This is a genomic window from Niallia sp. NCCP-28 (assembly GCF_023168165.1).
Taxonomy (GTDB): domain Bacteria; phylum Bacillota; class Bacilli; order Bacillales; family Cytobacillaceae; genus Niallia.
The window spans coordinates 932,620-946,002 of record NZ_BQYJ01000001.1 but is presented as its reverse complement, the minus strand read 5'-3'; the positions used below and the strand labels follow the sequence as shown (position 1 = coordinate 946,002).

Sequence of the window (13,383 nt, the reverse complement as noted above, 5' to 3'; positions counted from 1 at the left end):
TGTTGATTTAAGTTGAAAATCAACAGTGGTGCTCTTGAGTACAGTCTATATGAAAGATAAGGAAGTGTGTAAAAAATTCACAAAAAAGTGAGTGATGAAATAAGGTGAATCAGCCTTCTGCAACAAATGGTTCTAAATATGTAGAAATCGTAAATTATTTGCGAGAAATGATTGAGCGGGATGGCTTAAGACCAGGCGATAAACTCCCTTCTGAGCGATCCTTATCTGAAAGCCTGCATGCTGGAAGGTCATCTGTTAGAGAGGCTTTAAGAGCATTGGAGCTTTTAGGGTTGATTGAAACCAGAAAAGGGGAAGGAACATTTTTGCGTGATTTCCAGGGACATCAGCTTGTTCAGCTAATCAGTACATTTATTTTACAAGATGATAAGGCGAAATTGGATGTCCTTGAAACAAAAAACCATATACAATTAAATGGTTTGATGATTGCCAAAAATAATATGAATGTAGATGAGCTAAATCATTTAATGGAATGGACAACAAATAAAAAAGTAAAAGAAAGTGAATTTTTTTATCAGATTATAAAGATTGCCGATAATTATTTGTTGTTTCGAATGTGGACAATCCTCAATGATTATTATCATGCATTAGGATTTCCAGTAACTTATTGGACATCAGAAGAATATATGCTGTTAGTAGATGCAATGAAAACAGGAAATGATTTTGAAATAGTTAAAGTGTATAAACTGATAAAAGAGCAGTATAACTAGCATGGGCTTTTTCTGGAAATTTGCTGCTTGTTGAATAAGCAAAAAACTTTTAGAATTACTGAGCAGACTAAATGCACGCAAGACTCCTGCGGGAGGGAAATAGCGAAGCGGCTAGGCGATTGTTCGGGGGAGTATGCAGCCTGCGGGTTAAATAACAACAATCTATACGAAGACAGCCTTTCTAATAAAGGTAAAAAACATACCCAAACATATATCGTATTACTTATATACGGATTAAAAGTCAACGTATGTCGATTATTCTAAAAATGCTTCAATCAAGAGGCTCTGTATGTAAAAGCCGAGGAAAAGAAGAACACCTTTTCCATTAATTGATTGTAAAAAACGGGGAGGCTTCCACATTGATGATTAAGGATATTTTTTCGAAAACGAAAAAAAAGAAATATGCAACAATCCCATCAGAAACTGCAAAAACTGAAGTTCCAGAAGGGGTTATGACAAAGTGCGCTAATTGCAAAAAAATCATGTATACAAGAGAACTGCAAAAAAATTTAAAGGTCTGTCTGAATTGTGGATATCATCTTCCAATGAATAGCAAAGAAAGACTAGCCAGTTTTATAGATGAAAATACTTTTCAAGAATTAAATCAAGAGATGAAAACAGGAAATCCGCTGCAATTTCCTGGATATGAAGAGAAAATTGCAGGGGACCAAAAAAAGACGCAATTAAATGAAGCAGTTGTAACAGGTACAGGAGATATTAATGGCATAAAAGTTGTTATTGCTGTAATGGATTCTACTTTCCGCATGGGAAGCATGGGCTCTGTTGTTGGAGAAAAAATTACGCTGGCTATTGAAAAAGCAGATGAACTTTCCTTGCCATTTATCATTTTTACTGCCTCAGGCGGAGCGAGAATGCAAGAAGGTGTTTTAAGTTTAATGCAAATGGCGAAAACAAGCATCGCATTAAAAAAATTCAGCGACAATGGCGGTCTATACATTACTGTTATGACGCATCCAACAACAGGAGGAGTTTCTGCGAGTTTTGCTTCACTTGGAGACTATAATTTCGCAGAGCCTGGCGCTCTTATTGGATTTGCTGGAAGACGCATTATTGAGCAAACAATCGGGGAAGATCTTCCAGAAGATTTTCAAACGGCAGAGTTTTTATTAAAGCATGGCCAATTGGATGCAGTAATTCCACGATTGGAAATGAAAGAAAAGCTGCACATGATAATAGAAATGCATCAGTCAGGCGGTGATTTAGAATGGTAGGACTTGATTTTGATAAGCCGATTATTGAATTAAAAGATAAGATTAAAGAACTTAACGAGTTTTCTATTAAAGCCAATGTAGATTTATCTGCAGAAATAGAAAAATTAGAAAATCGTCTTGCGAAATTACAAAAGGAAATTTATGACAATATGAAGCCGTGGGATAGAGTACAAATTGCCAGACATCCTAATAGACCGACAACATTAGATTATATTCCGTATTTGTTCACTGATTTTTTTGAAGTGCATGGAGACCGCACGTTTGGAGATGATGAGGCAATTGTTGGCGGGATTGCCAAGTTTAAAGGTCTTCCGGTAACAGTCATTGGCCATCAGAGAGGCAAGGATACAAAGGAAAATATCCGCAGAAACTTTGGGATGCCGCATCCCGAAGGCTATCGCAAAGCGTTAAGATTAATGAAGCAAGCTGATAAATTTAAGCGGCCAATTATATGCTTTATTGATACAAAAGGAGCTTATCCAGGAAAAGCAGCGGAAGAAAGAGGACAAAGTGAAGCAATCGCCAAAAATTTATTTGAAATGGCGTCACTAACAGTTCCTGTTATTTGTATTGTTATAGGAGAAGGGGGAAGTGGAGGAGCTTTAGCTCTTGGAGTAGGCAACTATATTCATATGCTGGAAAACTCTACTTTTTCTGTTATTTCTCCAGAAGGAGCAGCTTCTATTCTTTGGAAAGATGCCAACCAAGCAAAACAAGCTGCAGAAAAAATGAAAATAACAGCACCTGATTTAAAAGAGCTTGGCATTATTGATGAAATTATTCCAGAAGTTAAAGGCGGAGCACACCATAACGTGCAAGAACAGGCAGAAGAGATTGAGCAAATTCTCCTTCAGTCTTTAAAAACATTGCGGAATAAATCAGAAGAAGAGCTTGTGGAAGAGCGTTATATAAAGTTCAAAAATATGGGGGCATATTTAAACATATAAGTTCTAATAAAAGGATGATGGAAAATCCCCTTTTATTTTAGAAGAGGCCATAAAAATTATCCTGAAAATATAAGCGAGCTGCTCTTTTGTGAATAAAGAACAGCTCGCTTTTCGCTGGGGGAATAAATATCTATTTTAAAAGATAGGATCGTTTGTAAAATAATGTCTGCTTAACAAGCAAAAATAATCGCAAAATGAGCTAATACTAAAACGCTATTTTCCTATTTTTAGAAATACATAAAAAAGGCAGAAAAAGTAAATGTTAATCAAGGCCGATAGAATTTCTAAAAGCATGTTTATATTTAGAAAAAATAGTGTATGAATATTGTAATGATTTTTATTAATGTTCTTTGCAAGAGTTCATATATTCATTTATTATTTTTTTATTTGATATAAAGTTGAGATAGATTTATATTCATGATATGTTAGAATTGTTATGGAAGCTCTGGTATCAAAGTATGGCAATAAATAGGAGTTTTGCCCGGTATTTGACATCATTTTAACAATTAGTGGCAAGAAAATATCTTTTTATATGTAATATTTGTGACAAATATTGCAGAAAGATAAGTTGTTATATAAGTTATAAGTATGTTCCTACATAATTGCTGTGGATTAATTTGTATGAGGTGAATTGTAATGAAAAGAATTGGCGTATTAACAAGTGGTGGAGATGCACCAGGAATGAATGCTGCGATAAGAGCGGTGGTTCGGAAAGCGATTTATCATGATATAGAAGTAATTGGCGTAGTTGGAGGGTATGCAGGGCTAATTAGCGGAAACTTTAAAAAATTAGAAGTTGGCTCTGTTGGAGATATTATTCATCGCGGCGGAACATTTCTTTTTTCCGCTAGATGCGAAGAATTTAAAACAAAAGAAGGTCAGCAAAAAGGGATTGAACAGCTGAAAAAACATAATATCGATGGACTTGTTGTTATTGGCGGAGATGGATCCTATATGGGTGCCAAGGCGCTGACAGAACAAGGATATCCTTGTGTAGGTGTACCGGGAACAATTGATAACGATATACCAGGCACAGAGTTTACAATTGGTTTTGATACAGCATTAAATACAGTAATTGATGCTATCGATAAAATTCGTGATACTGCTACTTCTCATGAAAGAACCTTTATTATTGAAGTAATGGGCAGAAATGCAGGAGATATTGCTTTATGGGCAGGTCTTGCAGGCGGTGCTGAGACAATCTTAATTCCTGAAGAAACTTATAATTTAGAGGAAATCATCACACGATTGAAAAAAGGTAGCGAAAGAGGAAAAAAACACAGTATTATCGTAGTAGCTGAAGGTGTTAATAGCGGTGTGGAAATTGGCAGACAAATTGAAGAAAACACCGACTTTGATACTCGTGTGTCTGTATTAGGGCATATGCAGCGCGGCGGTTCGCCAACAGCTGCTGATAGAGTGCTTGCAAGCCGTTTAGGCTCATATGCTGTAGAGCTTCTTTTAGAAGGAAAAGGCGGACGTGCTGTTGGAATAGAAAAAAATGAATTAGTGGATTATGATATTATCGAAGCATTAGGCCGCAAACATACCATCGATAATAACTTATATCAGTTGTCTAAAGAGCTTTCTATTTAATAATAGTTAGAGTAAAATTTTATGGACGGCCCTTTTGCAGAAAGACTAGGCTGTTTTTAGGATTAGAATTCTAAAAACAGTGCATTCTTTTTTAGCAATGTTATTTTATAAATTGGAGGATATATATAAATGCGTAAAACAAAAATAGTTTGTACAATTGGTCCTGCTAGTGAAAGTATTGAAAAATTAACAAAACTAATGGAATCTGGAATGAATGTAGCACGTTTGAACTTTTCACATGGTGATTATGAAGAGCATGGCGCACGCATTAAAAACATTCGTGAAGCAGCTGAAATTGCAGGGAAAAATATTGCAATTTTATTGGATACAAAAGGACCTGAAATCCGTACTCATAATATGAAAGACGGCGCGTTGGATTTAGTGGCTGGAAACGATATCATTATCTCTATGAATGAAGTGGAAGGCACAACAGAAAAATTCTCTGTAACTTATGAAGGCCTTATTGAGGATGTAACAGAAGGAAGCAAAATCCTATTGGATGATGGACTTATTGGTTTAGAAGTAACAAAAATTGATGCTTCTGCTAAAGAACTACATACTAAAATTTTAAATTCTGGTACATTAAAAAATAAAAAGGGCGTTAATGTTCCTGGCGTTTCCGTGAATTTACCTGGTATTACAGAAAAAGATGCAAACGATATCCGATTTGGAGTTGAACAAGGCATTGATTTTATCGCTGCATCGTTTGTTCGCCGCGCTTCTGATGTTTTGGAAATTAAACAGCTTTTAGAAGATAATAACGCATCTCATATCCATATCATTCCAAAAATTGAAAACCAAGAAGGCGTCGATAATATTGATGAAATTCTTGAAGTTTCTGATGGTCTGATGGTAGCTCGTGGAGATTTAGGTGTAGAAATTCCAGCAGAAGAAGTTCCGTTGGTACAAAAAATGCTGATTAAAAAATGCAATATTTTAGGGAAACCGGTTATTACAGCTACACAGATGCTAGATTCCATGCAGCGCAATCCTCGACCAACTCGCGCAGAAGCAAGTGATGTTGCAAATGCAATTTTTGATGGAACAGATGCAATTATGCTTTCAGGAGAAACAGCAGCAGGAGTATATCCAGTAGAAGCTGTTCAAACAATGAATAATATTGCTTCAAGAGCAGAACAAGCTTTAAATTATAAAGAAATTCTTTCAAAAAGAAGCCGTGATGTAGAGCATAACATTACAGATTCTATCGGCCAATCTGTTGCACATACAGCATTAAACTTAGAAGTGAAAGCAGTTATTACCCCAACTGGCAGCGGACATACTGCTAGAATGATTTCTAAGTATCGTCCAGAAGCGCCGATTGTTGCAGTAACATATGATGCGCATATCATGAGACAGCTTGCATTAGTTTGGGGCGTTTATCCTCGATTAAGCCATAAATCGGAATCAACAGATGAAATGTTGGATGTTGCTGTACAAGAAAGTGTTAACAGTGCAATCGTTACACATGGTGATTTAGTTGTCATTACTGCAGGCCTTCCTGTTGGAGAAACAGGTACAACTAACATTATGAAAATCCATGTAATTGGCGATGTTCTTGCAAAAGGCCAAGGAATCGGCCGCAAAACTGCTTTTGGTAAAGTAGTTGTTGCACATACAGCAAAAGAAGCGCTAGAAAAAGTAGTTTCAGGCTCTATTTTAGTTACAACTGGAACAGATCGCGACATGGTTCCTGCCCTTGAAAAATGCAGTGCTTTAATTACAGAAGAGGGTGGTTTAACAAGCCATGCTGCAGTAGTAGGCTTAAACATCGGAATTCCTGTAATTGTAGGCGTTGAAAATGCTACAAGCATTTTCAAAGATGGACAAGACATTACAGTAGATACGCGAATTGGAACAGTTTATAGCGGACATGCAAGCGTACTTTAATAATTAATAAAGGCTCTTTTCGTATATTTAGTTTGTTTTGTTGCGATTAGAACGAAAAGCAAGGGGAGGACTGAATGAGCTCCCTACCTCAAAATAATAATCATTGCGAAAATAGCCTTCATAAAAATAAGTGCCACTAGATAAAGCTAGTGGCACTTATTTTTTTTGGAATAGAAGTTTTAGAAAATAATTCTGCTTCTTTTTATACATTTATAAAGGTTTTCCCAGAAGCTAAATTATATTTAGAGATGATTTAATATTTTTTTCTTAAGGGGAAAATAGGTATAATAGAATTAAGTCATTAATTAGGAGGAGAATAATTGCGCTATTTTTTTATTGCCTTAGTATGTGTGCCAGTTGTGGAAATAGCAGTTTTTCTATTAGCGGGTAAAGTATTTGGCATTGCCGAAACGCTAATATTTATTATAGGAACAGGATTAATAGGTGGTTATTTATTGAAAAAACAAGGATTTAAAGCATATAAAAATGTTCAAGAGAAACTTCGTTTGGGGCAATTGCCAGGGGATGCTATTTTAGATGGGGTATGTGTATTGGCAGGAGGGGTTTTGTTAGTACTGCCAGGATTTTTATCTGATCTAGCAGGAGCATTTATTTTGTTTCCTCCAACCAAAAAATTAATAAAAAGACTTCTTTTGCAGTCCATGCAGCGGAAGCTGCAAAAAAAGAACCGCATTACAATTATTCATTAAGAAAAAAGAGGGAACTAAGGTAGATGAAAAACTACGCATTAGTTTCCTCTTTTTTAGACTGTGTTAAAGTTAAGTGTTGTTTTTGCCAACAATATATTTCCAGATATCATGGAAAACATTTGCTTTATTTAATGTGCTGATAATGACTAATGTAACAGGGCCGATAATTAGACCGAGAAAACCCATCAATTTAAAACCTACAAATAGAGCAATTAAAGTAGCTAATGGATCAAGGCCAATGCTAGTTGAAAGTATTTTAGGCTCCATAATTTGACGCTGAACAAGAACAATAATATATAAAACAGCTAAACCAATTGCTAGTCCTGTTTGTCCGGTAATCATTTCATAAATAATCCAAGGGATAAAAATGAGGCCTGTACCTAAATAAGGGATGATATCCACAATTCCTGTGATAAGTGCAATCGTAATCGCATAATCGACTCTTAGTATTAATAAACCGATTAAGATGATAACAGTGGTAATAGAGACGAGTGTTAGCTGTGCTTTTATAAATCCTAATAGAGCTTTTTTTAAATCAAAAAAAACGGTTTTACTGCTTCTATGCACACGACTAGGCAAGATTTTTCCAAATTTTGCTGCTAGCCGAGTCCAGTCTTTGCTGATAAAAAAAGTGGCTAATAAGGAAAAAATAAGGACACTTGCTGCATTAGGAAACCATGATAAAATAATTGGGATTTTTTGAAAAAAAGTTTGGATGAAATCACCCATTTTTGTTCCCACTTGCTCTCCAACATTTTTTATATTAGCAATGATAGTATCTTGTTGCCCTGTTTCCAAATTATTGAATAAACTCGCTATTTTATTGTAAAATGGGATGATTTGTGCAGTGAAAATATTTTCAACATATTCAATTAAAGTATCAATATGTTTTGGAACTACATCCGCTAAATAGGCAGCTCCCGCAACAATTTCAGCGATTAGCAAAGTAATTAGCCCAGCAAATAAAGAAAGTATAATCAGAATGCTCAATACGACTGCAAAAGTTCGAGGCAGCTTGCATGTATATTGAAAAAAATTCACTAATGGATTCATGATGAAGGCTATTAAAAAGCCGATAATAAATGGATAAGTTATTTTGGATAAATAGAAGATACTAACGATAGCTACTACTGCCAATAGAATAACAAATAGTAATCGAAAAGTCCGGTCTAAATAGGTTTGATTCAAATAAATATCCTCCTGTTCTTTTCGCTATTTTAAAGCACTGCTTTTAAAACTAAAACTATGCAGTATCGCGCTGCAAGTGATGGGCTTTCCTATTGCACTTGCTATAATGGACGAATATCTAATAATCTTAAACACTGGAGTCTTATTGTCCGTTCCTGCAAGAAAAAAGTTTATTATATCTATATTATAGTAAAGAAAGGATGAAAATACTAAATTTTAGCTACTATAAATAAGAAGAAACAACACATGTTATTTAGGAGGGAGAAAACGCTTATTTGCTAATACATTTGAGTTGATTGACCATTCTTTTTTAGAAGGGATGAAGAACAACATAGTTCTAATAAGGAAGGAGTTATTTATGTTTTCATCATCATATTTATTTTTATATTTGCTTCTTGTCATTGCATTTATTGCGAAAAATAATTCGCTGCTTATTGCCGTTGCCTGTTTAATTGTATTAAAAGGGATTGGATTAGATGCAAAGGCATTTTCTTATATACAATCAAAAGGAATCAATTGGGGGGTAACTGTTATTACAATTGCAGTACTTGTTCCTATTGCAACAGGAGATATTGGCTTTAAAGATTTATCGGCAGCTTTTAAGTCGCCATTTGCCTGGATCGCTTTAATATCAGGAATACTTGTTGCTTTATTGGCTAAAGGAGGTATTGTCCTATTAGCAGAAGATCCGCAAATAACAACTGCACTTGTGCTTGGAACAATATTTGCTGTTTCCATATTTAATGGTGTAGCAGTTGGTCCCCTTATTGGGGCAGGCATTGCTTATATAGCGATAAAAGCGATGGAGTGGATAAGATGATTGCGAATTATTGTTATCTATAAATATTTTTGTAAATATAGTACATATATTATGGATGAAAAATATTTTAATATAATATTTTTCCTGCTGGAAAAGGATGACGTATGAATTTAGGGGGGAATGTGATAAAAATATATGTCATCTTTTTATTTGAGAATAAAAGTAAAAGTGCTTCGCTATAAAATTATTACTTTATTAGGAACGTTATGGTATAATTTTCTATATGCTGAAATAAACTATATTAAGTTTTTATTTATGAAGAAATATTTTTTACTATTCGAAGTGTAAATAAGTGTTTAAACAAGACTTTTTACAAAAAATTGTTTATAATGTATTTATGGTTACCAACTTCCCACACTAAAAGGAAATAATTTATTTTTTTGAATTAAAATGTAAGCATTTTCAATTGAAGTGATGGCACAATTATAGCTAATCAATTACTTTCTGAATGATCTGTGAAAGCCCCTCCATTTTGTCGAAAAACAAATCCGTTGCACAATTTGTATTGATTTTTTAGTACATATTCAGTTAATCTAACAAAATAGTAGAAAATTTTTAAGACTAATAAAATTGGTTCTATTTAATACTTTTTACAGAAATAAGGTAACTACATTGTTTATTTATATTGTGGGAGGAAACTAAAATACCGTATAAAAGTAAAAGGATTATAGTGTAAAGGAGAGATAAGTATGGCAGTTACTAGAGGTCTAGAGGGAATTATTGCTACCACTTCATCAATTAGTTCCATCATTGATGATTCATTAGCATATGTTGGGTATGATATTGATGCATTGGCAGAAAATTCCAGTTTCGAAGAAATTATCTACCTATTATGGAATAGAAGATTGCCGACAAGTCAAGAACTAATTCAATTGCAGCAAGAGTTGGCAGAAAATGCGGAACTTCCTGAATCATTAATTAATCAACTGAGAATGATGCCATTGGATCAAGTTCATCCAATGTCAGCTCTTCGTTCAGCTGTTTCATTATTGGGAGTTTATGATGAAAACGCAGAGCTAATGGACGAAAAATCCAATTACCTTAAAGCGATAAATCTGCAAGCTAAATTGCCGACGATCGTAACAGCATTTTCCCGTTTAAGAAAAGGGCTAGAGCCTGTATCTCCGAGAAAAGATTTAAGTTTTGCGGCAAATTTTCTTTATATGCTGACAGCAAAAGAGCCAGAGCCAATCGCAATAGAAGCGTTTAACAAAGCGCTTGTTTTGCATGCTGATCATGAGCTGAACGCATCTACATTTACAGCACGTGTTTGTGTAGCTACATTATCTGATATATATTCTGGTGTCACTTCAGCAATTGGAGCTCTAAAAGGCCCATTGCATGGCGGTGCAAATGAAGCTGTCATGAAAATGCTGACTGAAATTGGAAATGAGGACAATGTAGATTCCTATATAAAAGATAAAATGGTTAAAAAGGAAAAAATTATGGGATTTGGCCATCGTGTTTATCGTAAAGGTGATCCGCGGGCAAAGCATTTAAAACAGATGGCAAAGAAACTAACGGAATTAACTGGGGAAAGCCACTTATTTGATATGAGCATCAAAATAGAAAGCATGTTAAAACAGGAAAAAAATCTAGTTCCAAATGTAGATTTCTTTTCCGCATCTGTTTACCATAGCTTAGGGATAGATCATGATTTATTTACGCCGATTTTTGCTGTGAGCAGGGTTTCTGGTTGGATTGCCCATATTTTAGAGCAATATGAAAACAACCGCTTAATTAGACCGCGAGCAGATTATGTAGGGCCTGAGCGATTATCATATGTTCCGATGCAAGAACGTTAATTGACAGGTTCCCATTAAAAACAATTATGATATATACTTAACTTAATCACATATATAAATTTATATATATATGTGTTTAATTCTTTTTAGAAAAGAAGTTATATCTTTTTTAGAAAGTCATACATTTTCTAATACGGAGGGATTTACATGCAAGGGGAAAAAATCACAGTAGTAGATGGAGTTCTAAATGTACCAGCAAATCCGATTGTACCTTTTATCGAAGGAGATGGAATTGGTCCTGATATTTGGGCTGCATCTGAAAGAGTATTAGACGCTGCCGTTGAAAAAGCGTATAACGGTGAACGCAAAATTGTTTGGAAAGAAGTTCTAGCTGGAGAAAAAGCCTTTAATGAAACAGGAGAATGGCTGCCATCTGAAACACTAGATGTTATCAGGGAATATTTAATTGCCATTAAAGGACCTTTAACTACACCAGTTGGCGGTGGAATCCGTTCATTAAATGTTGCATTAAGACAAGAATTGGATCTTTTTGTATGTCTGCGTCCTGTAAGATGGTTTGAAGGAGTTCCTTCACCTGTTAAGCGACCAGAGGATACTGATATGGTGATTTTCCGAGAAAATACAGAAGATATTTATGCTGGAATTGAATATGAAAAAGGTTCAGAAGCAGTAGAAAAGTTAATTTCATTTCTTCAAGATGAAATGGGAGTAAATAAAATCAGATTTCCAGAAACTTCTGGAATCGGAATTAAACCAGTTTCAGAAGAAGGAACAAGCCGCCTTGTACGTGCTGCGATTAACTATGCTATCAAAGAAGGCAGAAAATCGGTTACATTAGTACATAAAGGAAATATTATGAAGTATACAGAAGGTGCCTTCAAAAACTGGGGCTACGAATTAGCAGAAAAAGAATTTGGGGACAAAGTATTTACATGGGCTCAATATGACCGCATTAAAGACGAACAAGGAACTGATGCTGCAAATAAAGCACAAGCAGAAGCGGAAAGTGCGGGCAAAATTCTTGTCAAAGATTCTATTGCAGATATCTTCTTACAGCAAATTTTGACTCGTCCGAAAGAGTTTGATGTTGTTGCAACAATGAACTTGAATGGTGACTATATTTCTGATGCTCTTGCTGCGCAAGTGGGAGGAATCGGCATTGCTCCTGGAGCAAATATCAATTACGAGACAGGCCATGCTATCTTTGAAGCGACACATGGTACAGCACCGAAATATGCAGGATTGGATAAAGTAAATCCATCTTCCGTTATTCTTTCAGGAGTGCTTTTATTAGAGCATTTAGGCTGGAGCGAGGCAGCTCAACTAGTCATTCAATCTGTTGAAAAAACAATTGCTTCTAAAGTTGTGACATATGACTTTGCTCGTCTAATGGATGGAGCAACAGAAGTGAAATGCTCTGAATTCGGGGATGAATTAATTAAAAACATGGGTTAATAATACAGCTAGGCGGGAGAAGAGATGTATTTTAGGGGATGTCTCTTCTCCTTTTTTGAAGATGTTATGAAACCAAAGGGGGAGTAATAATAATGAAGCGCAAAAAGGTTTCTGTAATTGGTGGAGGTTTTACTGGAGCAACAACTGCTTTTTTACTTGCACAAAAAGAACTTGGCGACATCGTATTATTAGACATACCTCAAATGGAAAATCCTACAAAGGGAAAAGCGCTTGATATGTTTGAGTCAAGTCCTGTTCAAGGTTTTGATGCAAATATTATCGGCACCTCTAATTATGAAGATACAAAAAATTCTGATATTGTAGTCATAACTGCTGGAATTGCCAGAAAACCAGGAATGAGCAGAGACGATTTGGTACAAACAAATCAATCTATTATGAAGGCTGTGACAAAAGAAATTGTCAAATATTCGCCAGAATGCATTATTATTGTTTTGTCAAATCCAGTAGATGCGATGACCTATACCGTGTATAAAGAATCAGGGTTTGAAAAATCACGAGTAATTGGGCAATCTGGCGTTTTAGATACTGCTAGATTTCGAAGCTTTATTGCAATGGAACTTAATGTATCGGTAAAAGATATAACTGGTTTTGTGTTGGGTGGCCATGGTGATGATATGGTGCCTCTTACAAGATATTCTTATGCGGGTGGAATACCTTTAGAAACATTGATTCCCCAAAATCGATTAGATGAAATCGTTGATAGAACGCGAAAAGGCGGGGCGGAAATTGTTAATTTATTAGGAAATGGAAGCGCTTATTATGCTCCGGCAGCGTCACTCACAGAAATGTGTGAAGCGATTATTAAAGATCAAAGAAGAATCTTGCCGACTGTCGCTTATCTGGAAGGAGAGTACGGTTATCATGATATCTACCTTGGCGTACCGACTATTATCGGCGCAAATGGAATTGAAAAAGTTATTCAATTAGAACTGACAGAAGAAGAAAAAATACAGTTAAATAAATCAGCAGATTCTGTTAAAAACGTATTGAGTGTATTAACATAAAATATAGTGATTTGCTAGGCAAAGAA

Annotated in this window: 11 protein-coding genes; 10 read left to right on the top strand and 1 reads right to left on the bottom strand. The window is 35.2% G+C overall.

Features of this window, described 5'->3' with window-relative positions:
* The first annotated feature begins 104 nt into the window (after positions 1–104).
* From NCCP28_RS04695 to NCCP28_RS04670, 6 genes are all read left to right on the top strand, one after another.
* Positions 105–728 carry a FadR/GntR family transcriptional regulator gene (locus NCCP28_RS04695; RefSeq protein ID WP_248560206.1) on the top strand — a complete coding sequence of 208 codons (624 nt, stop codon included), beginning with the start codon at positions 105–107 and terminating at the stop codon, positions 726–728.
* A gap of 362 nt (positions 729–1,090) precedes the next feature.
* Positions 1,091–1,960: an acetyl-CoA carboxylase, carboxyltransferase subunit beta gene (accD, locus tag NCCP28_RS04690; protein WP_248560301.1), complete on the top strand. Its 870-nt coding sequence runs from the start codon at positions 1,091–1,093 to the stop codon at positions 1,958–1,960.
* The gene (accA, locus tag NCCP28_RS04685) at positions 1,954–2,907 is read left to right on the top strand and encodes an acetyl-CoA carboxylase carboxyl transferase subunit alpha (protein ID WP_248560205.1); all 954 of its coding nucleotides are present in this window, start codon (positions 1,954–1,956) and stop codon (positions 2,905–2,907) included. The genes accD and accA overlap by 7 nt, the downstream gene beginning before the upstream one ends.
* Positions 2,908–3,543: 636 nt before the next feature.
* Positions 3,544–4,503 carry a 6-phosphofructokinase gene (gene pfkA, locus NCCP28_RS04680; protein WP_248560204.1) on the top strand — a complete coding sequence of 320 codons (960 nt, stop codon included), beginning with the start codon at positions 3,544–3,546 and terminating at the stop codon, positions 4,501–4,503.
* Positions 4,504–4,632: 129 nt separating this feature from the next.
* A complete protein-coding gene (pyk, locus tag NCCP28_RS04675; RefSeq protein WP_248560203.1) occupies positions 4,633–6,393 on the top strand; it encodes a pyruvate kinase in 1,761 nt (586 codons plus the stop codon).
* A 320-nt stretch (positions 6,394–6,713) separates the two neighbouring features.
* Positions 6,714–7,103, top strand: coding sequence for an FxsA family protein (locus NCCP28_RS04670; RefSeq protein ID WP_248560202.1), 390 nt, complete (start codon positions 6,714–6,716; stop codon positions 7,101–7,103).
* A gap of 69 nt (positions 7,104–7,172) precedes the next feature.
* On the opposite strand, the gene ytvI is transcribed toward NCCP28_RS04670, so the two are convergent.
* Positions 7,173–8,291, bottom strand: coding sequence for a sporulation integral membrane protein YtvI (ytvI, locus tag NCCP28_RS04665; RefSeq protein WP_248560201.1), 1,119 nt, complete (start codon positions 8,289–8,291; stop codon positions 7,173–7,175).
* Positions 8,292–8,649: 358 nt separating this feature from the next.
* Between ytvI and NCCP28_RS04660 the strand changes: the two genes are divergently transcribed.
* The 4 genes from NCCP28_RS04660 to mdh all read left to right on the top strand — a co-directional run bounded on the left by NCCP28_RS04660 (position 8,650) and on the right by mdh (position 13,357).
* Entirely contained in the window at positions 8,650–9,111 is a 462-nt protein-coding gene (locus NCCP28_RS04660; RefSeq protein ID WP_248560200.1) for a DUF441 domain-containing protein, read from the top strand.
* A gap of 689 nt (positions 9,112–9,800) precedes the next feature.
* A complete protein-coding gene (citZ, locus tag NCCP28_RS04655; RefSeq protein ID WP_248560199.1) occupies positions 9,801–10,916 on the top strand; it encodes a citrate synthase in 1,116 nt (371 codons plus the stop codon).
* Between the two features lie 147 nt (positions 10,917–11,063).
* The gene (icd, locus tag NCCP28_RS04650; RefSeq protein WP_248560198.1) at positions 11,064–12,332 is read left to right on the top strand and encodes an NADP-dependent isocitrate dehydrogenase; all 1,269 of its coding nucleotides are present in this window, start codon (positions 11,064–11,066) and stop codon (positions 12,330–12,332) included.
* A gap of 92 nt (positions 12,333–12,424) precedes the next feature.
* Entirely contained in the window at positions 12,425–13,357 is a 933-nt protein-coding gene (gene mdh / locus NCCP28_RS04645) for a malate dehydrogenase (RefSeq protein ID WP_375709361.1), read from the top strand.
* Positions 13,358–13,383: the final 26 nt, after the last annotated feature.